The organism is Streptomyces sp. SAT1 (assembly GCF_001654495.1).
GTDB lineage: Bacteria > Actinomycetota > Actinomycetes > Streptomycetales > Streptomycetaceae > Streptomyces > Streptomyces andamanensis.
In genome coordinates this window covers 1,269,944-1,290,225 of the sequence record NZ_CP015849.1, presented here as the reverse complement: position 1 = coordinate 1,290,225, position 20,282 = coordinate 1,269,944, and the positions used below count along the sequence as shown (strand labels likewise).

Genomic DNA, 20,282 nt, shown 5'->3' with positions numbered 1-20,282 from the left:
GGTGGCACCTCCCAGCGGCAGCTGGAAGACAATCGGAAGCACGGGAAGAGATGTCGGCACCGAATAAGTCGTACGACCCTGTCGAGGTCGAGGCGTTGAAACCGGAAGAGATCGAGCGCATGCGGGACGAGGCGCTCGCCGCCTTCGCCGCCGCGGACTCGCTCGACGCGCTCCACGAGGCCAAGGTCGCCCACACCGGCCCGGCCTCGCCGCTGGCGCTCGCCAACCGGGAGATCGGCGCCCTGCCCCCGCACGCCAAGGCGGACGCGGGCAAGCGCGTCGGCATGGCCCGCGGCGCGGTGAACAAGGCACTCGCCGCCCGCCAGGGCGAGCTGGAGGCCGAGCGGGACACCCGCGTGCTGGTCGAGGAGGCCGTCGACGTCACGCTGCCCTACGACCGCGTACCGGCCGGCGCCCGCCACCCGCTGACCACGCTCTCGGAGCGCATCGAGGACATCTTCGTCGCCATGGGCTACGAGGTCGCCGAGGGCCCCGAGGTCGAGGCGGAGTGGTTCAACTTCGACGCCCTGAACATCGGCCCGGACCACCCGGCGCGCAGCGAGCACGACACGTTCTTCGTGCGCGGCGCCGACGAGGGCTCCGCCGCCGACTCCGGTCTCGTCCTGCGCACCCACACCTCGCCCGTCCAGGCCCGCTCCCTGCTGGAGCGCGAGCTGCCGGTCTATGTGATCTGCCCCGGCCGGGTGTACCGCACCGACGAGCTGGACGCCACCCACACCCCGGTCTTCCACCAGGTCGAGCTGCTGGCCGTGGACGAGGGCCTGACCATGGCCGACCTCAAGGGCACCCTGGATCACATGGTCCAGTCGCTGTTCGGCGAGGGCATGAAGACCCGGCTGCGGCCGAACTTCTTCCCGTTCACCGAGCCGTCCGCCGAGATGGACATGGTGTGCTACGTCTGCCGCGGCGAGTCCGTCGGCAACCCCGACCGCCCCTGCCGCACCTGCTCCTCCGAGGGCTGGATCGAGCTGGGCGGCTGCGGCATGGTCAACCCCCGGGTGCTCACCGCCTGCGGTGTGGACCCCGAGAAGTACAGCGGATTCGCCTTCGGGTTCGGCATCGAGCGGATGCTGATGTTCCGCCACAACGTCGAAGACATGCGAGACATGGTCGAGGGTGACGTCCGGTTCACCCGGCCGTTCGGGATGGAGATCTGATGCGGGTCCCGCTTTCTTGGCTGCGGGAGTACGTCGACCTGCCGGCGACGGAGACCGGGCGCGACGTCCAGGCCAAGCTCATTCCGGCCGGCCTGGAGGTCGAGACCGTCGAGCAGCTCGGCGCCGACCTCAAGGGGCCGCTCGTCGTCGGCCAGGTGCTCACCATCGAGGAGCTGGAAGGCTTCAAGAAGCCGATCCGCTTCTGCACCGTCGACGTCGGCCGGGCCAACGGCACCGGCGAGCCGCAGGAGATCGTCTGCGGCGCCCGCAACTTCGCCGTCGGCGACAAGGTCGTCGTCGTGCTGCCCGGGGCCACCCTGCCCGGCGGCTTCTCGATCAGCGCCCGCAAGACCTACGGCAGGGTCTCGCACGGCATGATCTGCTCCGCCGACGAACTCGGCATGGGCGACGACGGCACGCACGGCATCATCGTGCTGCCGCCCGAGCACGAGGTGGGCACCGACGCCATCGAGCTGCTCCAGCTCGTCGACGAGGTGCTGGACATCGCGGTCACCCCCGACCGCGGCTACTGCCTGTCGATCCGCGGCGTGGCCCGCGAGGCCGCCATCGCCTACGGCCGCCCGCTGCTCGACCCCGCCCTGCTGGACGTACCGGCGCCGAACGCCTTCGGGCACCCGGTGAAGATCGCCGACCCGTTCGGCTGCGACCGCTTCACCGCCCGCACGGTGACCGGCCTCGACCCCGAGGCGCGCTCCCCGATCTGGCTGCGCCGCCGCCTCCAGAAGGCCGGCATGCGCCCGATCTCGCTCGCCGTGGACATCACCAACTACGTGATGCTGGAGCTGGGCCAGCCGCTGCACGCCTACGACCGCTCCCGCGTCCAGGGCACCATCGGCGTGCGCCGGGCCGAGCGCGGCGAGCGGCTCACCACGCTCGACGGCGTCACGCGCACGCTGTCCGCCGAGGACCTGGTCATCACCGACGACCGCGGCCCGATCGGGCTCGCGGGCGTCATGGGCGGCGCCAACACCGAGATCGACGACACCGAGGGCACCACCACCGAGGTCGTCGTCGAGGCCGCGCACTTCGACCCGGTCGCCGTCGCGCGCACCGCCCGCCGGCACAAGCTGTCCTCCGAGGCGTCCCGCCGCTTCGAGCGCGGTGTGGACCCGCAGGCCGCCTCCGCCGCCGCCCAGCGCACCGTGGACCTGCTGGTCCTGCTCGCCGGCGGCACCGCCGAGGCGGGCGTCACCGAGATCGTCGCGCCGGCCGCGCCGCGCACCATCACGATCCCGGCCGACCACCCCGACAAGGTCGCGGGCGTCGCTTACGGCCGGGAGACCGTCGTAAGGCGGCTCCAGCAGGTGGGCTGCGACGTGTACGGGCAGGACGAGCTGATCGTCACCGTGCCGTCCTGGCGGCCCGACCTGACCGACCCGAACGACCTGGCCGAAGAGGTCATCCGGCTGGAGGGCTACGAGAACCTGCCCTCCACGCTGCCCCGCCCGCTGCCCGGCCGCGGCCTGACCGGGCGTCAGCGCCTGCACCGCCGCGTCGGCCGCGCGCTGGCCGGCGCCGGTTACGTCGAGGCGCTGAACTACCCGTTCATCGGCGAGGCCGTCCTCGACCAGCTCGGCCTGGAGGCCGACGACCCGCGCCGCCGCCGGGTCACCCTCGTCAACCCGCTCTCCGACGAGGAGCCCGCCCTGCGCACGACGCTGCTGCCGGGGCTGCTCGGCGCGCTGCGCCGCAACGACGGGCGCGGTGGCCACGACCTGGCGCTGTTCGAGACCGGCCTGGTCTTCCGGCCCACCGGCGAGGAGCCGGCGGCGGCCGTGCTGCCCGCCGACCGCAGGCCCACCGACGAGCAGCTCGCCGCCCTGGACGCGGCGCTGCCGCGCCAGCCCCGCCGGGCCGCCGTGGTGCTCGCCGGAGCCCGCGAGCAGGCCGGCTGGTGGGGCAAGGGCCGTCCGTCCGACTGGGCGGACGCCGTCGAGGCGGCACGCACCGTCGCCCGCGAGGCCGGGGTGGAGCTCAGCGTCCGCGCCGACCAGCACACCCCCTGGCACCCCGGCCGGTGCGCCGCGCTGTACGCCGAGGTGGACGGCGCCGAGACGCTCGTCGGCCACGCCGGCGAGCTGCACCCGCGGGTGGTCAAGGCGATGCACCTGCCGGAGCGCACCTGCGCGATGGAGATCGACCTGGACCTGCTCCAGCGGGCCGGCGAGGGCCTGTTGCAGGCGCCGCGGATCTCCACGTTCCCGGTGGCCACCCAGGACGTCGCCCTGGTCGTGGACCAGCCGGTCCCGGCCGCCGAGGTCGAGGCCGCGCTGCGTGAGGGCGCGGGTGAACTGCTGGAGTCCCTGCGGCTGTTCGACATCTACGAGAACGCCGAGCAGCTCGGCGAGGGACGCAAGTCGCTGGCGTACGCCCTGCGCTTCCGCGCCCCCGACCGCACCCTGACGGTGGACGAGGCGTCCGCCGCCCGCGACGCGGCGGTGGCCCTGGCCGCCGAGCGCACCGGTGCGGAGCTGCGGAGCTAGGGCCAATGCCGGTGACTTAGACGGCTGTGCCTCGTTGTCTTTCGTGTGGCGAGGGTGGGGCAGGTCAGGGTGCCTGCGGATGAGCGGTTGTCGGACCGGATCGCGATCGGGGTGCTGACGCAGGCGTTTCCGCCTCGTCTGGTCGATGAGGTGATCGCCGAGAGCGGCCGGACCGAGCAGCGCAGCCGTCTGCTGCCGGCGCGGGTGGTGGTCTACTTCGTTCTCGCGATGTGCCTGTTCTTCGGGCAGGGATACGAGGAGGTCGCCCGGCTGCTGGGCGAGGGGCTGGGTGATGGGCGGCGGTCGTGGCGGGTGCCGACGACCGCCGCGATCGGCCGGGCACGCCGGCGTCTTGGTGTGGAGCCGTTGAGGGCGTTGTTCGCCCGGGTCTGCCGACCGGTGGCCGTGCCCGAGACGGCGGGTGCCTGGTACCGGCACCGGCGTCTGGTCGCGGTGGACGGCACGACCCTGGACGTGGCGGACACGGCGGCCAACGCCGAGTTCTTCGGCCGCCATGCCTCGACGCGCGGAGCAGCCGCGTTCCCGCAGGCACGGCTGGTCGCGCTGGCGGAATGCGGCACCCACACGGTGTTCGGGGCCGCCATCGGTCCGCAGTCGGCGAGCGAGCAGAGACTCTCCCGGCAGCTGTTCCCCCGGCTCCGGGAAGGGATGCTCCTGCTCGCCGACCGGGGCTTTTACGGATTCGAGTTGTGGCAGGCCGCCCGGGACAGCGGCGCGGACCTGCTGTGGCGGGTGCGCAAGAGCGCGGTCCTGCCCGTCACCCAGGTCCTCGGCGACGGCTCCTGCCTCAGCACGGTCCATGCCGAAAAGGACCGCAGGAGCCGCCGCAACCCGGTGGTGGTCCGGGTGATCGAGTACACCCTCGCCCGCACCGGCGACGCCACCGTCTACCGCCTGATCACCAGCCTGCTCGATCCAGAGGAAGCACCCGCGCGGGAGCTGGCCGCGCTCTACGCCCAGCGGTGGGAGATCGAGACCACGCTGGACGAGATCAAGACTCACCAACGCGGCCCGAAGCTCGTCCTGCGCTCGAAATACCCGTGGGGTGTGGAGCAGGAGATCTACGGCTTCCTCCTGGTGCACCACGCCGTCCGGCAGCTGATGCACCAGAGCGCCCTGCGCGAGGGTCTGGACCCTGACCGCCTGTCCTTCACCCGGTCCCTGCGGATCGTGCGCCGCCAGGTCCCGGCCCAGGCGGCGTTTTCCCCCCGGCCGACTCGCCCGGGCACTGGCCCGCACCCTCGCTGAGATCACCGAACGCCTCCTGCCCCCACGCCGCCACCGCACCTGCCCCCGAGTGATCAAACGCAAGATGTCCAACTGGCCGCTCAAACGGGCCGAGCATTCCAACTGGACACCCCCCGCGCCGGACACCGTCACCATCACACGGCAGGACAGAACTTAAGTCACCGGCATTGGTCCTAGGACCTCTCGTCAAATTCCCGCCTGCCTCGCGACGCCATGCACGCTCCCCCAAGCTCTTCGAGCAGGGGGGACCCCCACTCGCCGCACCGGGCCCAGACCCGAGTACGTCCAGTACGCGGGTCAGGGCCCGGCACTCCCCCAAGCTCTTCGAGCAGGGGCCCCCCAGAGCACGCACCTGACGCCGCGAGGCCCGCCCTCCGGGCGGACGACGGGAATTTGACGACAGGCCCTAAGCCCCGGCTCACTCGTTCGGGTGGCAGGGCCGGTGATCCGGCCCTGCACCCTTTCGAGATCGACAGAATCGGACCGGCCCCCTCGGGGCCGGTCCGCGCTGTCAGCGCCTCTTGGGGGGCCATGGTCATGATCCGCATCAGGGCTGGCTCTCCGCGCGGGGTGCGCTCCGGCGCCGTCTTCCTGGCCGTGGGCACCTGCACCGGCCTCTTCCTGCACGCCCGGCGGACCATGCTGCGCGAGCTGCGCCAGGCGCGCGCGGTCGCGGGTGCCGCGCAGAGCGCGCTGCTGCGCCCCCTGCCGCCCCGGATCGCCGGGCTCGACGTGGCGGCGGCCCAGCTCTCCGCGGACCGGGGCGCGGCCGTCGGCGGCGACCTGTACGAGGTGAGCGCCACCGAGCACGGCGTACGCCTGGTCATGGGCGACGTCCGCGGCCACGGCCTCGCCGCCCTCGGCACCGCCGCCATCGTGCTCGGCAGCTTCCGCGAGGCCGCCCACGACGAACCCGACCTCGACGGGGTGCTGCGCCGCCTGGACCGGGCGCTGGCCCGCCACCGGCGCGACCGGGACGATCCGCGCCGGCCGGCCGCCGAGGACTTCGTCACCGTCCTCCTGATGGAGATCGCCGAGGACGGCTCCCTGCGCGCCCTCAACTGCGGGCACCCGTGGCCGTACCGGCTGAGCGGGACGGCGGCCGAGCCCGTGTCCCGGGCCGAACCGCTGCCGCCGCTGGGCCTGTTCCCGCTGCCGGCCGCGCTGCCCGCGGCGGACCTCGGCCCGCTGCGGCCCGGCGAGACCCTGCTCCTGCACACCGACGGTGTGGCGGACGCCCGGGACGCCCGGGGCCGGTTCTTCCCGCTGCGGGCGGTGCTCGCGCAGACCGCCCGCCTCGGCCCGCTCCCGGCGCCCGTGCTGCTGCGGGCCGTCTTCACCCGGCTGCTCGGTCACACCGGCCCCCGCCCCGCGGACGACGCGGCCGTCCTCGTGATCCGCAACGGCCGGGGCGACGGAAGCGGTACGACTCCGCCGTAGCGCCGCGCCGTCGGCCGCCGCCCGCCCCGCCTCGGAGTGCCGGGCAGACGGCGGGGCGGGCGGCGTGTGGCGGGCCGCCGCACTGTACGAGGGGGAGGCGGCGGCCCGGCCGGCCTCTTGACGAGGCATCTCAGTCAACCGGCCGCCCACGCCGAGCGACAGCGCGCGCACCGTGCGGATGCGCGTACTCCGTTCACACCCCGTGTGAACCGCCGCGCACTACGCTGTCCGCACCGAGCCACCCGGGGGGCCGACATGCAGCCCAACACACTGCTCGACGCGATCCTCGACGAGGCGGGCGTCTCGCACGCCGGTCTTGCCGCGCACGTCAACCAGGCCGGCCGGGCGCGCGGTCTCGCGCTCCGCTACGAACACACCGCCGTGGCGCGCTGGCTGAAGGGCCAGCGGCCCCGGGGCCAGGTGCCCGACCTGATCTGCGAGGTGCTGGCCGCCCGGCTGCACCGCACCGTCACCCTCGACGACATCGGCCTGGGCGTGCCCGGCGAGCCGTCCGCCGCGCCCGGCGCCTCCCTGTCCGGCTTCGTCGAGCGGGCCACCGCCCTGTGGCGCTGTGACGAGCGGCGGCGCCCGCACCTCCTGGGCGCACCCGCCGTCACCGGCACCCCCGCGGTGATGCCGGTGTGGGAGTGGGAGAACCCGCCCGAGGACAGGGACGTCTCCCGGGGCGGCCGGCACCGGGTCACCGCGGCCGACATCGAGATGCTGCGCGCGGCCCGCGCGCACTACGAGCAGATGTACCGCAAGACCGGCGGGGTGGCGACGCACGGCCGGATCGTGGGCTTCCTCACCGCGGAGGCGGCCCCGCTGCTGCGCGGCGGCTACACCGACGCCACCGGCCGCCTGCTGCACCGGGCCACCGGCGGTCTGGTGGCCGTCGCGGGCATCTGCGCCTACGACTCCGACGCGCACGGCCTGGCCCAGCGCTACTTCCACCAGGCGCTGCGCCTGGCCAAGGCCAGCGGGGACCGGGGCCTGGGCGCGTACGTGATAGCGCTGCTGGTCAATCAGGCGCTGTTCATGACGGAGTACCGGCAGGCCGTCGCCTTCGCCGAGGCGGCGCTGCGCACGGCGGGCCGGCACATCACACCTGCCCTCGCCTCCGACCTCCACGCGATGCAGGCCAAGGCGTACGCCCACCTCGGGGACGGCGGCGGCGCGCTGTCCTGCATCGCCCGCGCCGAACAGGCCGCCGAACGCATCCGGCGCGGGCACGAACCCGACGAGACCGGCTATGTCCAGCCCGGCCTGGTCAATGTGCAGGTGGCGGAGGCGCTGCTCAGCCTCGGGGAGCTGGCCGCCGCCGAGGAGCACGCGGCGGCGGCCGTGCACAACCCGGCGCACGACCGGGGCCGGGTGCACCGGCTCGCCATGCTGAGCACGGTCGAACTGCGCCGCGGGGACGCGGACAAGGCGGTGGCGACGGCGGTGCTGATGACCGAGCAGGCCCGCGGGATGGAGTCCCAGCGGCTGCGGGACCGGCTGCGGGCGGTGCGCGAGCATCTGCTGCGCAGCGGCTGCGCGGGCACCGCTGAGGCGGCCGAACTCATCGACGGGGCGCTGCGCGTGCCCCTGTCCACCGGGGTCACGGCCCGCTGACCCTGCGCCCGCCGCTGCTCCGCGCGCGGCTCGCCGTGCGCCTGCCTGCCGTAGGAGCCCGGCTGCGATATTGCCACTGACCCGACGGAAGGTGGCAGAACCGTGCAGTGGACGAAAGAGAACGAACAAACGGTGTATGAAAACCGCTGGTTCAGCGTCAACCTCGCGGATGTGGCGCTGCCGGACGGCCGGCACCTCGACCACTTCCTGATACGGCTGCGGCCCGTCGCCGCCGCCACCGTGGTGAACGAGGCGGGCGAGGTCCTGCTCCTGTGGCGCCACCGCTTCATCACCGACAGCTGGGGCTGGGAACTCGCGGCGGGCGTCGTCGAGGACGGCGAGGACATCGCCCGCGCCGCCGCCCGGGAACTGGAGGAGGAGACCGGCTGGCGGCCGGGCCGCCTGCACCACCTGATGACCGTCGAACCGTCCAACGGCCTCACCGACGCCCGGCACCACATCTACTGGTCCGACGAGGGCGAGTACACCGGAGAGCCGGTGGACGCCTTCGAGTCCGAGCGCCGCGAATGGGTCCCGCTGAAACTCGTCCCCGACCTGATCGCCCGCGGCGAGGTCCCGGCCGCCGGCATGGCCGCCGCGCTGCTCCTGCTGCACCACCGCGCGGGCGGCTGAACGCCACGGGCCCGGCGCCATCCCGGCGCCGGGCCCGCACTCGGCCCCGCGGCTCTCGTGCCGCCCCGCCGCAGAGGTACGTACGTCAGCCGTAGGTGTAGAACCCCGACCCGCTCTTGCGTCCGAGCCGGCCCGCGTCCACCATCCGCTGGAGCAGCGGGGGAGCGGCGTACAGGGGCTCCTTGTACTCCTCGTACATCGAGTACGCGACGGAGGCGACCGTGTCCAGGCCGATCAGGTCGGACAGCTTCAGCGGGCCCATCGGGTGGGCGCAGCCCAGCTCCATGCCGTTGTCGATGTCCTCGCGGCTGGCGATGCCCGACTCGAACATCCGGATCGCGGAGAGCAGGTAGGGGATCAGCAGCGCGTTGACCACGAAGCCGGAGCGGTCCTGGGCGCGGATCGCGTGTTTGCCGAGCACCTTCTCGGTGAACAGCTGCGCCCGGCTCAGGGTGCCCTCGGAGGTGGTGAGCGCCGGGATCAGCTCGACCAGCTGCTGCACGGGGGCCGGGTTGAAGAAGTGGATGCCGATGACGTGGTCCGGGCGGGCGGTGGCGACCGCCAGCTTGACCAGCGGGATCGATGAGGTGTTGGACGCCAGGATCGCGTCCGGGCGGGTCACCACCTGGTCGAGGACCTGGAAGATCTCGGTCTTGACCTGCTCGTTCTCCACCACGGCCTCGATCACCAGATCGCGGTCGGCGAACTCGCCGAGGTCGGTGGTGAAGGAGAGGCGCGCCTGGGTGGCGTCCCGCTCCTCCTCGCTGATCTTGCCGCGCTCGGCCGCCTTGGCCAGGGAGTTGAACAGCCGGGTCCGGCCGATCTCCAGGGCCTCGCCGGTGGTCTCGGCGACCTTCACGTCCAGGCCGGCCCGTGCGCACACCTCGGCGATGCCCGCACCCATCTGGCCGCAGCCCACCACTCCGACGCGTTCGATGTCGGTCACATCGTCCCTTTCGCTGCTGATCTTCGGCGTGTGGCAGGCGGCCCATGTGTGCGGTGCCTGCTCCGATCGAGCACGTTACCCCCGTCGTGCCGCCGATCGGCGGGCCGGGTCGTGCATGCTGTCCCGGTGCACGGTCCGTGACGGCGCGGATCCACGGCGTACTGGGGGTTTCCGGATGGGCCGAGTGACACGGAGGGCGTTCACCGTGGCCGCCCTGTCGACGCTGGCGGTGTCGCCGGGCGCGACGGCGGCGCCCCAGCCGCCCGGCACGCCCGCGGGCGCCCGCGGCGGGCACGGCACCACCGAGATGCGCGGCATGTGGCTGGCGACCGTGGCCAACCGGGACTGGCCCTCGCGCACCGGACTGACCGTGGCCCGCCAGCGCGGCGAGCTGACCGCGCTGCTCGACGCGGCGGTGCGCCGCCGGCTCAACACCGTGATCTTCCAGGCGCGGCCCGCCGCCGACGCGCTGTGGCCCTCGCCCTACGAGCCCTGGTCGCGGTTCCTCACCGGCACCCAGGGCAAGGACCCCGGCTGGGACCCGCTGGGCACCGCGGTCACGGAGGCGCACGCGCGGGGACTTCGGCTGCACGTCTGGTTCAACCCGTACCGGGTGGCGCTGGAGGAGGACCCGTCCCGGCTCGCCGCCTCCCACCCGGCCCGCAAGCACCCCGGCTGGACGGTGCCCTACGGCGGGAAGCTCTACTACAACCCGGGGCTGCCCGAGGTGCGGGCCTTCGTGCAGGAGGCGATGCTCGACGCGGTCCGCCGCTACCCCGTCGACGGCGTCCACTTCGACGACTACTTCTACCCGTACCCGGTGGCCGGGCGGACCTTCGACGACGCCGCCGCGTACGCGCGCCACGGCGGCGGCTTCGCGAGCAGGGCCGCCTGGCGGCGCGACAACATCGACCGGCTGGTGCGGGAGATGGCGTCCGGCGTCGCCCGGACCAGGCCCGGTACCGCGTTCGGGATCAGCCCGTTCGGGGTGTGGCGCAACGCCTCGACGGACGCCCGCGGTTCGGCGACCAAGGCGGGCGTCCAGACGTACGACGACCTGTACGCGGACACCCGGCGGTGGGTGCGCGAGGGCTGGATCGACTACATCGTCCCGCAGCTGTACTGGAACATCGGCCAGAGCGCCGCCGACTACGCCGCGCTGGTGCCCTGGTGGGCCGAGGTGGCGCGGGGCAGCCGCACCCAGCTGTACGTGGGCGAGGCGCTGTACAAGGAGGGGGACGCGAGTCAGGGCGCCGCCTGGCGGGACCCGGACGAGCTGTCCCGGCACCTCACCCTGGCGAAGAAGTACCCGCAGGTGCGCGGGCATGTGTTCTTCTCCGCCAAGGAGGTCGCCGCCGACCCGGCCGGGGCGATGGCGCGGGTCGTCGCCGGCCACTACCGGCAGTCGGCGCGGCCCCCGCAGTGAGCCGGGGCCGTCCGACGGGACTGTCGGGACCCGAGTCCGCCCGGATTCCGCCCGGATTCGAGTCCGCCCAGGACCCGGTCGCGGCGGACCGCGTCCGGGCGCCGGGCTCTCGCGGCGGATCCGCGTCGGATGCCGCTCGTGCTACTGCTGGTGCCGGTGTTCCTCGTGATGACGGATCTGGCAGTCGGGGCCCGGTGACATCACGGCCTCGTGCCCGTCCTCGAACCGGACGCGATAGGGCGGGCTGCCCTCCGTGCCCATCACTTCGACCACTTCGCTGACCTGGTCGTGCTGGCCGACCACCCGGCCGTGCTGCACGAGCTGGTCGCCTTTGGCTGCGCGCATCTGCGGGGCCTCCTCACCATGCGGGGGAGCTGCGGTCCTCGTTCCCGAGTCTACGGCGCGGAGCGCGGCGGGAACCTGGTGTGCGACCGGCACCGGTGCGGCCCGGTCAGCCGCGCGCCCGCTGGGTGACGGCGATGCACACGAGCACGGCGGCGGCCGTCAGCGGTGCGGCCGGCGTCAGATGCTCGCCGAGCAGCAGCACCGACCACACCAGTGTGAGCAGCGGCTGGGCCAGCTGCAACTGGCTGGCCTTGGGGATGCCGATGGCCGCCATGCCCCGGTACCAGACGACAAGACCGAAGAACTGCGAGCCCAGCGTCACCCACAGCAGCCCGGCCACCGCGTGCGCCCCCAGCCGCACCGGCTCGTACGCCAGCGCCAGCGCGGCCCCCGGCACGGTCACCGGCAGGCACAGCACCAGCGCCCAGCCGATCACCTGCCAGCCCGGCATGATCCGGGCCAGCCGCCCGCCCTCGGTGTAGCCCGCCGCACACACCAGCAGCGCCGCGAACAGATACCCGTCGGCGGCCGACAGCGCGCCGCCGCTCTGCTGCACGGTGAAGGCGACCACGGCCGCCGCGCCCGCCAGCGCCGCCGCCCAGAACGTCCGCGAGGGCCGGGCGCCGACCCGCAGGGCCGACAGCAGCGCCGTGGTGAGCGGGAGCAGGCCCACGACGACCGCCGCGTGCGCCGTCGTCGACGTCCGCAGGGCCAGCGTGGTCAGCAGCGGGAAGCCGAGGACGACCCCGGCGCCCACCACCGCGAGGCCGAACCAGTGGCGGCGCGCCGGCAGCGGCACTCCCGTCGCGAGCAGGCAGCCGCCCGCGACGAGCGCGGCGAGCACGCTGCGCACGGCCACCAGCGACCACGGCCCGAAGCCCTCAAGGCCCCACGCGGTGGCCGGGAAGGTGAGCGAGAAGGCGACGACGCCGAGGCCCGCCTGAAGGAGACCGGACCGGGGCCCGGAGGAGGCCGGCGAAGCGGCCTGGCCGTCGACCGCTATCCGGCCGCGCGCGGTAGCGCTACTCTGTGCTTCCATGCATGAGCGTAACAGTGTGGGGGAACTGGCCCAACGCCTCCGACAGGAGCTGGACCGCTACTCGCCCGGTGGAAAGCTCCCGTCCAGCAGAGCCCTCGTGGAGCGCTACCGGGTGAGCCCGGTGACCGTCTCCCGCGCCCTGGCGCGACTGGCGGCCGAGGGCCTGGTCGTCACCCGTCCCGGCGCCGGTGCGTTCCGCGCCGCGCGGCCGGCCGCCCCCGCCGCCGTCGGGGACACCTCCTGGCAGGCCGTCGCGCTCAGCGCGGACGGCGCCGCCGACCTCGTACCGCGCACGGTGGACGCCTCCGGGGTGACCGCCACGCTCGCCGTGCCGCCGCCCGGCGTGATCGAGTTCAGCGGCGGCTATCCGCATCCCTCGCTCCAGCCCGAGCGGGCCATGGCCGCCGCGCTCGCCCGCGCGGGCCGCCGCCCCGGCGCGTGGGGACGGCCCCCGCTGGAGGGCCTTCCCGAGCTGCGCGAGTGGTTCGCGCGGAGCATCGGCGGCCCCGGCGGCACGGTCACCGCGGCCGAGATCCTGATCGCGGCGGGCGGGCAGTCGGCGCTCACCACCGCCCTGCGCGCCCTGGCGCCGCCCGGCGCGCCGGTGCTGGTGGAGTCGCCGACCTATCCGGGCATGCTGGCCATCGCCCGGTCGGCGGGGCTGCGGCCCGTCCCGGTGCCGGTGGACGCCGACGGGGTGCGCCCCGAACTGCTGGCCGACGCGTTCCGGGCGAGCGGCGCGCGGGTCTTCGTCTGCCAGCCGCTGTTCCAGAACCCCACCGGCGCGGTGCTCGCCCGGGACCGGCGCGCGGCGGTGCTGCGGACCGCCCGCGCGGCCGGCGCCTTCGTCGTCGAGGACGACTTCGTACGGCATCTGGTGCACGAGGACGCCGGACCGCCGCCGCCCCCGCTGGCCGCCGACGACCCGGACGGCGTGGTGGTGCACGTCGCCTCGCTGACCAAGGCGACCTCGCCCAGCTTCCGGGTGAGCGCGCTGGCCGCGCGCGGCCCGGTCCTGGAACGGCTGCGCGCGATCCAGGTGGTCGACGCCTTCTTCGTGCCCCGGCCGCTCCAGGAGGCGGCCCTCGAACTGGTCGGCTCGCCCGCCTGGCCGCGCCATCTGCGGGCGCTGTCCGCCGAGTTGCGTGTCCGCCGGGACACCATGGTGAGCGCACTGCGGCTGCACCTGCCCGAACTGGCCCTCGACCACGTCCCGTCCGGCGGCTACCACCTGTGGCCGCGCCTGCCGGACGGCGCGGACGAGACCGCCCTGACCGCCGCCGCGCTGCGGGCGGGCGTCGCCTTCACCCCGGGCCGCCCCTACTTCTGCGCCGAACCCCCGGCCGGGCACGCCCGGCTGAGCTTCGCCGCGGTCGGCGGGAGCGCCGAGATCGCCGAGGGAGTACGCCGCCTGCGGAGCGCCTGCTCCGAAGTGCTCGGCTGAGCAACGGGCAGGCGGTACCGAAACGGCACGGAAGCGGTACCGAAGCCGGTCCGGGGAGGAACCGCGCCCGTACCCGGGTGCCGTGAAACCCGCTCGACACCCGAGGGCCCGGCCTGGCAGCCTCCCGCCATGACCGACATCCCACGGCCGGCCGACGGCTACGAGATCTCCACCGACCCCGCCCGCATCGATGCCGCCCGGGTGCACCGCTGGCTCTCCACGGACGCGTACTGGGCGCTCGGCCGCCCGCGCGAGACACAGGACCGGGCCATCGCGGGGTCCCTGAACTTCGGGGTGTTCGACACGGCCCGCGGCGAGCAGGTCGGCTACGCCCGGGTCGTCACCGACCTGACGACCTTCGCCTGGCTGTGCGACGTGTACGTCGATCCGGCCGTGCGCGGCAAGGGCCTCGGCAGCGCGCTCGTCGCCGCCGTGCGCGAGCACCTGCGGCCCCTCGGGGTGCGCCGGATCGTGCTGGCCACGGACGACGCGCACGGCGTGTACGAGAAGCTCGGCTTCCGGCCGCTGGAGCGGCCCGGTCAGTGGATGGCGCTCGCCCTGGGCTGACCGGCGCCCTCAGTCCGCGCCCGCGCCCGGAGCGGCCCGGGTGGCCGAGCCGTCGGGGCCTGCCGGCCCGCCCGAGCCGCCCGGCCCGCCCGGCCCGCCCGGCCCGCCCGGCCCGTCCGGGCACCGGGTGTAGTCGGTGGTGAGCACCAGGTCCTTCGCCGGGCCGCCCACCCGCCACACCGTGCGCCAGTGGTCGGCGTCCCGGACGGTGAACTCGCCCCGGTAGAGGTCCGCCGAGCAGGGATGGTCGGCGACGTACCGGCCCAGGGTCAGGTCCAGGTCGTGGAAGGGCCGCCCGTCCGCGAACCGCACGTCCGCGCCGCCCGGTGCGGTGCCGGGCAGGAAGCGCAGGGTGCGCTCGGCGGGGCGGCCCGTGCCCCGCCACTCGAAGGTGCCCGACTCGTGGTGCAGCAGCCCGCCGCCCTCCAGCGGACCGAAGTCGGTCATCCCGGTGAAGACGCCCTCGTCGCCGGTGGTCAGGTCGCGCACCGACCGCTCGACCCGCCACCGTCCGGCCAGGTAGGCCAGCGCGTCCGGCACCGGCCAGTACTCGCCCATCGTCCCCGCCTCCGTCCGCGCGCCGCCGCGCTCCGCCCGAGTCATCCCCTTCAGGATGCGGCAGGGGCGGACGCCGGTCCCGACCGCCCCTCGCCGAGCGGCAGCAGCCCCCGCTCGGCGAAGACCTTCTTGGCCACCAAGGTGGCGTTGAGGGACTTGGGGAAGCCGCAGTAGCCGGCCGCGTGCAGCATCGCCTCGACGATCTGCTCCGGAGTGAGGCCCACGTTCAGGGCCGCGTTCACATGCACCTCCAACTGGGGCTCGCAGCCGCCGAGCGCGGTCAGCATGCCCAGCGTCACCAACTGCCGGTCGCGCGGCGCCAGTTCCTCGCGGGCGTACATCTCGCCGAAGCCCCAGGAGACGATCTGGTGGCCCAGCTCGGGGCTGATGTCGGCGAGCGAGTCGATGACCCGCTGTCCCGCCTCGCCGTCGACGCTCCGCAGCACCTCCAGGCCGTGGGCGAAGCGCTGGTCCCGGGTGGTGTTCTCGCTCATGTCCGCTCTTCCGTCCCCGTCCGCCGCTCGTGCAGCAGCCGTTCATAGTGATCGATCTTGTCGTCCAGCGTGTGGGCGTTGCGCCGCAGCGCCCGGATGCGGTCGGCCAGGCCGACGCGGTGCTCGCGCAGCATCGCCAGCCGCTCGGGCACCGTCGCGTCGCCCTGGGCCCGCAGCGTCGCGAAGCGCTGCATGTCGGCGATCGACATGCCCGTCTCGCGCAGCCGCAGCAGAAACTCCAGCCAGGCCAGGTCCGCCGCCTCGTACCGCCGCTGGTTGCCGGTGGTGCGGCCGACCCGCTCGATCAGGCCGGCCCGCTCGTAGTAGCGCAGGGTGTCGTGCGAGAGGCCCGTGCGCTCGGCGACCTGGGCGATGGTCAGAGTCGTTCCCCGTCCCGCCGGGGCGGGCTGTCCGCTGGTCATGGAAGAACCGTAGAACCTGGAGTGCGCTCCAGGTCAAGCGACCTCTTACCGAAAATTCACCACTGGGATCGGGGGAGTTCAGGAAAGTCTTTTACCTCGGCCGTACAACCGACCCGGGAGAGCAATCGTCTAAGACGGCGGAACAGCGGGGTGCGGAGAGCGGTACCTGGCCGAGAAACAACGCATGCGGAATTCCTGGGAGCCTGTCGAGAATGAACCGCCCGACTCTGCGGGGCAAGCCGCGGCAGGCTGCCGCATTCCTCGCCGCGGCAATCACCGTCGCCGTGCTCTGCGCCGCCGATGTCCTCGCCCGCAGTTATCCGTTCGGCCCCCGCACACGGGAGGTCAACGACCTGGGCAACCAGTACGTGCCCTTCCACGCCCACCTCTGGGACCTGCTGCACGGGCGGGCCGACGGCGGCCTGTTCCTCAACTGGCAGTCGGGTTTCGGCTCCAGCTTCCTGCCCGACCTCGGGACGTACCTCGGCAGTCCGTTCGCCCTGCTCGTCGCGGTGTTCCCGAGGGACGAGATCGATCTCGCGGTGTACGTGATCACCGTGCTGAAGACGGCGACCGCCGGCGCGGCCATGGCCTGGCTGCTGCTGCGGCTGCGTCCCGGCCGCTGGTGGGGGGCGGGCCTGATGGGTGCCGCGTACGCCCTGTGCGGCTGGTCCCTGGCGGACGGCTCCTACAACCCGATGTGGCTCGACGGTCTGATCGCGCTGCCGCTGCTGTGCCTGGTGGGGGAGTGGGCGCTGAGCGGCCGGCGCGGGCCGCTGGGCGTGCTGATCGTGGCGCTCGCCTGGATCGCCAACTTCTACACCGCCTACATGGCCACGCTCGGCGCCGCTCTGGTGCTGCTGCTGCGGCTGTGGCTCGCCGGGTCATGGCGCCGGCGCGCACCGGCGGTGCTGGGGCGGGCGGCGGCGACCGTGGCCCTCGGCGTCGGCCTGGCCGCACCGCTGGTGACGGTGGTCTACTTCGGCACCAAGCACGCCTTCCCGGGCACCGAGCGGCAGTTCCGTCCGGCGGCCGCCGAGGACGTGCTGGCCCGCCTGATGCCGACCACGTACGCCTTCAGCACCCCCGCCCTCTACGTCGGCACCCTGACCCTGCTGCTCGCCCTCGCCCTGCCCTTCCACCGGGGGGTGCCCCAGCGGGTGCGTGCCGGGTGGAGCCTGCTGGTGGTCGCCGTGCTGCTGTCCATGCAGTGGACGCCGACCCATCTGGCCTGGCACGCCTTCTCCACGCCGAACGGCAGCCCCTACCGCCAGTCGTTCGTCCTGTGCGGGCTGCTGGTGATCGCGGCCTGGCACAGCCTCGCCCGCGGTGTGCCCGGTCCGCGGGCGCTGGGCGCCGCCGCCGTCCTGCTCGCGCTGATCGCCGCGGTGGCGAGCGGCAGCGGCCTGATCCGCCCCTACGTCTGGCCGGTCCTGGGTGTCACGGCCGCCGCCGCCCTGGGCGGCCTGTATCTGCTCGGCCGGGCGGGGCGGACACAGGCGCCCGACGCGCCCCCGCCCGTCTCGCCGCCCCCCGCCGCGCCGGACACGCACCCGCCCGTCTCGCCGCCCCCCGCCGCGCCGGACACGCACCCGCCCGCCTCGCCGGACGGCCCGGCACCCGCCGACCGGCGCCGTCGCCGCGGCCTGCTCGCGGGCGCCGCGGTGGTGCTGCTGGTAGGGGCGCAGTTCGGCGAGGCCGCGGCCACCTCGGCCGTGGACACCCGGCTCCGGCTCGACCGGATGGACGACTACGCCCCCTGGGGGGCCCGGCAGCGGCAGCAGTCCGAGGCGGTCGCCCGCGTCGACGGCTGGCCGCGCTATCGCACCGACCCGGGCCGGGAACAGACCGTGGGCAACGATCCGCTGATGGTCGGCGGCCAGGGCGCCCAGTACTACAGCAGCATGACCGCGGACGTCCTCAGCCGCCTGCTGGCCGCCCTCGGCGACGGCATGACCTCCCGCGGCCGGAGCGTGCAGAGCCTGGACAACCCCGTCACGGACGCCCTCTTCTCCATCGGGGCGAGACTGCACTCACCGCCGGACCAGCACCAGCGCTGGAACCCGAGGGACCGCGCCCCGGTGACGGTCACCCGGCAGGACGTGCCCCCGCTGGTCACCGTCCGCCCCTCCGGCACCGGCGTCCCGGCAGCCGAACCCAAGGTGTCCGCCCTCGGCCCGTCGCCCTACCGCAACCAGGAGGTCCTGCTGGGCGCCGAGGTCTACACCGTGCCGTCCGTCACCGTACGCACCGGGGACGGCAGGCAGCCCCCGCGCGCCGGGGACGGCCTTCTCGGAGTGGTCCTCAGGAAGCCGCACACCGGCGTCCCGGCGGGTGTCCCGACGATCACGGGCCGCTGTCCCGCGGGCAGCGAGGCGTATCTGTGGGCACCGCACTTCTCGGGCACCGCGCGACTGGCCGGCGGCCCGCCGGGCGGTCGGCGCCCCGTCGCGCGCTTCACGGCGACCGCCGCGAAGATCGCCGCCATGCAGCGGCTCGGCACGGTTCCGGCCGGCGGGCGGTTCCGGATCGACCTGACCGTCGAGGGGAACGGAACGGTCCCGGACGGCGCGGTCGGCTGCCTGGACACCGCCCGGCTGGCCGCCGCCGTGCGGCGTCTCAAGGCCACCGGCGCGAGCGAGGTGAGCGTCTCCGGCGGCACGCTGCACGCCCGGCTCCCGGCCGGCAGCACCGGCACCGCCGTCGTCGCGGTGCCCCGGATCGCCGGCTGGCGGTGCGCCGCAGGCGGGAGGGCCGCGGTGCCCGCCGAGCAGTACTACGGCCTGATCGCCGTGCCGCTGGACGGCTCCGCGACCAGCCTCACCTGCACCTTCCATCCACCCGGCCTGCGACTGGGGGCCGCCGTCGGCGGTGCCTCGCTGCTGGTCCTGGCCCTTCTGGGCGTCCTCGGCGCCGTCCGCCGCAGGCGGCTTCCCGGCCGCCCCGACCCGTCCCGAACGTCCACCCACCCGCGCGAGCGCGCGACCAGCGCTCTGTGACGCCGTCCTCCCGGGGGGAGAACATGCTCATCTCGATCGTCGCACCCTGCTACAACGAGGAAGACGTCATCGAACGCTTCCACGAGGCCGTCCAGCAGGTCGCCGACGACCTGCTGCCGCTCGGCCACGACATGGAGTTCGTGTACGTCGACGACGGCAGCCGCGACCGCACGCTCCCGCTGCTCCAGCAACTGGCCGCCGCCGACCCGCGGGTGCGCTACGTCTCCTTCAGCCGCAACTTCGGCAAGGAGGCCGCCCTGCTGGCGGGCCTGCGCCACGCCACGGGGGACTCGGTGGTCGTCATGGACGCCGACCTCCAGCACCCGCCGGAGCTGATCCACCGCATGGTCGAACTGCGCGGTCAGGGCTACGACCAGGTCCTGGCCCGGCGCAGCCGGAAGGGCGACCGGGTCACCCGCACCCTCACCGCGCGCCTGTACTACCGGCTGGTCAACCGCCTGGTCGACGTGGAACTCAAGGACGGCGTGGGCGACTTCCGGCTGCTGTCGCGGCGCGTGGTGGACGCGGTGCTGGGGCTGACCGAGTACAACCGCTTCTCCAAGGGCCTGTTCGCCTGGGTGGGCTTCCCCACCACCACCTTCGAGTACGAGAACGCGGTGCGCGAGCACGGCAGCAGCTCCTGGACGCTGAAGTCGCTGCTGAACTACGGTCTGGACGGGCTGCTCTCGTTCAACAACAGGCCGCTGCGCGCCGCGCTGCACCTGGGTATGTGGCTGCTGCTGTGCGCCGGGCTCTACACCGCGTGGATCGTGGGCGCGGCGCTCGTCAACGGCGTGCAGACCCCGGGCTATGTCACCATCATCACGGCCGTCACGGCGCTCGCGGGCGTGCAGATGGTCATGCTGGGGGTCATCGGGGAGTACACCGGCCGCATCTACTACGAGGTCAAGGGCCGCCCGCACTTCCTGGTGAAGGAGAGCAACGTGGAGCGGACGAAGGATCTCATTCCCTGATGCGTAACCCGATGGCGAGGCAGATCGTCACTTTCGCCGTGGTCGGCGTCCTGAACACGGCGACGTACTACATTCTCTATCTGTTGTTCCTCACACGTCTTCCTTATCTCCTCGCGCATGTCCTGGCGTTCTTCCTCAGCATGATCGGTTCTTTCTTCCTGAACGCGCGTTTCACTTATCGCACCCGGCCGACCTGGCGGAAATTCCTGCTGTTCCCGCTCACCAACGCCGCCAATTTCGTGATCACCACGGTGGGGGTCTATGTGATCGTCGACGTGCTGCACGCCGGGAGCAGGTTCGCCCCGCTGCTCGCCTCGGCGGCGGCGATCCCGGTGACCTTCGTCGTCTCCCGGTGGATCATGCTTCCCAAGGGGGACCCGGTCCGGGAAGGCCGGATTGCATAAACGTGCAGCGCTACGTATAGTCA

General features: G+C 73.7%; 17 protein-coding genes and 1 pseudogene. 12 read left to right on the top strand and 6 right to left on the bottom strand.

The window, feature by feature from the left end:
* Positions 1-50 precede the first annotated feature (50 nt).
* The 6 genes from pheS (at position 51) to A8713_RS05585 (ending at position 8,641) form a co-directional block, all read left to right on the top strand.
* Complete coding sequence (pheS, locus tag A8713_RS05610) at positions 51-1,178, top strand: phenylalanine--tRNA ligase subunit alpha (RefSeq protein WP_064531804.1); 1,128 nt, start codon at positions 51-53, stop codon at positions 1,176-1,178.
* Positions 1,178-3,682 (top strand): phenylalanine--tRNA ligase subunit beta, encoded by a 2,505-nt coding sequence (gene pheT, locus A8713_RS05605; protein WP_064531803.1) that lies wholly within the window; start codon positions 1,178-1,180, stop codon positions 3,680-3,682. The genes pheS and pheT overlap by 1 nt, the downstream gene beginning before the upstream one ends.
* A gap of 45 nt (positions 3,683-3,727) precedes the next feature.
* Positions 3,728-4,951, top strand: a complete 1,224-nt coding sequence (locus A8713_RS05600) for an IS4 family transposase (RefSeq protein ID WP_064531802.1) — start codon at positions 3,728-3,730, stop codon at positions 4,949-4,951.
* A 537-nt stretch (positions 4,952-5,488) separates the two neighbouring features.
* On the top strand, positions 5,489-6,391 hold the full coding sequence (locus A8713_RS05595; protein WP_237305308.1) for a PP2C family protein-serine/threonine phosphatase: 903 nt from the start codon (positions 5,489-5,491) through the stop codon (positions 6,389-6,391).
* 255 nt (positions 6,392-6,646) lie between these two features.
* Positions 6,647-8,008, top strand: a complete 1,362-nt coding sequence (locus tag A8713_RS05590; protein ID WP_064531799.1) for a hypothetical protein — start codon at positions 6,647-6,649, stop codon at positions 8,006-8,008.
* Positions 8,009-8,110: 102 nt separating this feature from the next.
* Positions 8,111-8,641: an NUDIX hydrolase gene (locus A8713_RS05585; RefSeq protein WP_079158846.1), complete on the top strand. Its 531-nt coding sequence runs from the start codon at positions 8,111-8,113 to the stop codon at positions 8,639-8,641.
* Positions 8,642-8,726: 85 nt separating this feature from the next.
* Here the strand turns inward: A8713_RS05585 and A8713_RS05580 are convergent, their stop codons facing one another.
* The gene (locus A8713_RS05580; protein WP_018570297.1) at positions 8,727-9,587 is read right to left on the bottom strand and encodes a 3-hydroxybutyryl-CoA dehydrogenase; all 861 of its coding nucleotides are present in this window, start codon (positions 9,585-9,587) and stop codon (positions 8,727-8,729) included.
* 175 nt (positions 9,588-9,762) lie between these two features.
* On the opposite strand from A8713_RS05580, the gene A8713_RS05575 reads away from it, so the two are divergent.
* Complete coding sequence (locus tag A8713_RS05575; RefSeq protein WP_064531791.1) at positions 9,763-11,013, top strand: glycoside hydrolase family 10 protein; 1,251 nt, start codon at positions 9,763-9,765, stop codon at positions 11,011-11,013.
* 141 nt (positions 11,014-11,154) lie between these two features.
* Here the strand turns inward: A8713_RS05575 and A8713_RS05570 are convergent, their stop codons facing one another.
* Together A8713_RS05570 and A8713_RS05565 are read right to left on the bottom strand one after the other, a co-directional pair.
* On the bottom strand, positions 11,155-11,358 hold the full coding sequence (locus A8713_RS05570) for a DUF1918 domain-containing protein (protein WP_064531789.1): 204 nt from the start codon (positions 11,356-11,358) through the stop codon (positions 11,155-11,157).
* Positions 11,359-11,464: 106 nt separating this feature from the next.
* Positions 11,465-12,397 (bottom strand): DMT family transporter, encoded by a 933-nt coding sequence (locus tag A8713_RS05565; RefSeq protein ID WP_064531787.1) that lies wholly within the window; start codon positions 12,395-12,397, stop codon positions 11,465-11,467.
* Between A8713_RS05565 and A8713_RS05560 the strand changes: the two genes are divergently transcribed.
* Positions 12,396-13,841: an aminotransferase-like domain-containing protein gene (locus A8713_RS05560; RefSeq protein WP_064531785.1), complete on the top strand. Its 1,446-nt coding sequence runs from the start codon at positions 12,396-12,398 to the stop codon at positions 13,839-13,841. The genes A8713_RS05565 and A8713_RS05560 overlap by 2 nt on opposite strands.
* A gap of 129 nt (positions 13,842-13,970) precedes the next feature.
* On the top strand, positions 13,971-14,408 hold the full coding sequence (locus tag A8713_RS05555; protein ID WP_064531783.1) for a GNAT family N-acetyltransferase: 438 nt from the start codon (positions 13,971-13,973) through the stop codon (positions 14,406-14,408).
* 123 nt (positions 14,409-14,531) lie between these two features.
* Here the strand turns inward: A8713_RS05555 and A8713_RS05550 are convergent.
* The 3 genes and pseudogenes from A8713_RS05550 to A8713_RS05540 all read right to left on the bottom strand — a co-directional run.
* Positions 14,532-14,966: pseudogene (locus A8713_RS05550) on the bottom strand (DUF6314 family protein); the annotation flags it as partial.
* 50 nt (positions 14,967-15,016) lie between these two features.
* Positions 15,017-15,460 carry a carboxymuconolactone decarboxylase family protein gene (locus A8713_RS05545; RefSeq protein ID WP_064531779.1) on the bottom strand — a complete coding sequence of 148 codons (444 nt, stop codon included), beginning with the start codon at positions 15,458-15,460 and terminating at the stop codon, positions 15,017-15,019.
* On the bottom strand, positions 15,457-15,882 hold the full coding sequence (locus A8713_RS05540) for a MerR family transcriptional regulator (protein ID WP_064531777.1): 426 nt from the start codon (positions 15,880-15,882) through the stop codon (positions 15,457-15,459). Before A8713_RS05540 ends, A8713_RS05545 begins: the two co-directional genes overlap by 4 nt.
* A 212-nt stretch (positions 15,883-16,094) precedes the next feature.
* Between A8713_RS05540 and A8713_RS05535 the strand changes: the two genes are divergently transcribed.
* From A8713_RS05535 to A8713_RS05525, 3 genes are read left to right on the top strand one after another with little or no spacing between them, the layout of a single operon-like run.
* The gene (locus A8713_RS05535) at positions 16,095-18,881 is read left to right on the top strand and encodes a YfhO family protein (RefSeq protein WP_064531775.1); all 2,787 of its coding nucleotides are present in this window, start codon (positions 16,095-16,097) and stop codon (positions 18,879-18,881) included.
* A 23-nt stretch (positions 18,882-18,904) separates the two neighbouring features.
* On the top strand, positions 18,905-19,855 hold the full coding sequence (locus tag A8713_RS05530; protein WP_064531773.1) for a glycosyltransferase family 2 protein: 951 nt from the start codon (positions 18,905-18,907) through the stop codon (positions 19,853-19,855).
* The gene (locus tag A8713_RS05525; RefSeq protein ID WP_064531771.1) at positions 19,855-20,259 is read left to right on the top strand and encodes a GtrA family protein; all 405 of its coding nucleotides are present in this window, start codon (positions 19,855-19,857) and stop codon (positions 20,257-20,259) included. The genes A8713_RS05530 and A8713_RS05525 overlap by 1 nt, the downstream gene beginning before the upstream one ends.
* Positions 20,260-20,282 lie beyond the last annotated feature (23 nt).

Excerpts from the sequence above, each read along its gene's own strand:
- pheS (WP_064531804.1), top strand. The coding sequence starts at position 51 with ATGTCGGCACCGAATAAGTCGTACGACCCTGTCGAGGTCGAGGCGTTG.
- pheT (WP_064531803.1), top strand. The coding sequence starts at position 1,178 with ATGCGGGTCCCGCTTTCTTGGCTGCGGGAGTACGTCGACCTGCCGGCG.
- A8713_RS05595 (WP_237305308.1), top strand. The coding sequence starts at position 5,489 with ATGATCCGCATCAGGGCTGGCTCTCCGCGCGGGGTGCGCTCCGGCGCC.
- A8713_RS05590 (WP_064531799.1), top strand. The coding sequence starts at position 6,647 with ATGCAGCCCAACACACTGCTCGACGCGATCCTCGACGAGGCGGGCGTC.
- A8713_RS05575 (WP_064531791.1), top strand. The coding sequence starts at position 9,763 with ATGGGCCGAGTGACACGGAGGGCGTTCACCGTGGCCGCCCTGTCGACG.
- A8713_RS05570 (WP_064531789.1), bottom strand. The coding sequence starts at position 11,358 with ATGCGCGCAGCCAAAGGCGACCAGCTCGTGCAGCACGGCCGGGTGGTC.
- A8713_RS05560 (WP_064531785.1), top strand. The coding sequence starts at position 12,396 with ATGCATGAGCGTAACAGTGTGGGGGAACTGGCCCAACGCCTCCGACAG.
- A8713_RS05565 (WP_064531787.1), bottom strand. The coding sequence starts at position 12,397 with ATGGAAGCACAGAGTAGCGCTACCGCGCGCGGCCGGATAGCGGTCGAC.
- A8713_RS05555 (WP_064531783.1), top strand. The coding sequence starts at position 13,971 with ATGACCGACATCCCACGGCCGGCCGACGGCTACGAGATCTCCACCGAC.
- A8713_RS05545 (WP_064531779.1), bottom strand. The coding sequence starts at position 15,460 with ATGAGCGAGAACACCACCCGGGACCAGCGCTTCGCCCACGGCCTGGAG.
- A8713_RS05540 (WP_064531777.1), bottom strand. The coding sequence starts at position 15,882 with ATGACCAGCGGACAGCCCGCCCCGGCGGGACGGGGAACGACTCTGACC.
- A8713_RS05535 (WP_064531775.1), top strand. The coding sequence starts at position 16,095 with ATGAACCGCCCGACTCTGCGGGGCAAGCCGCGGCAGGCTGCCGCATTC.
- A8713_RS05530 (WP_064531773.1), top strand. The coding sequence starts at position 18,905 with ATGCTCATCTCGATCGTCGCACCCTGCTACAACGAGGAAGACGTCATC.
- A8713_RS05525 (WP_064531771.1), top strand. The coding sequence starts at position 19,855 with ATGCGTAACCCGATGGCGAGGCAGATCGTCACTTTCGCCGTGGTCGGC.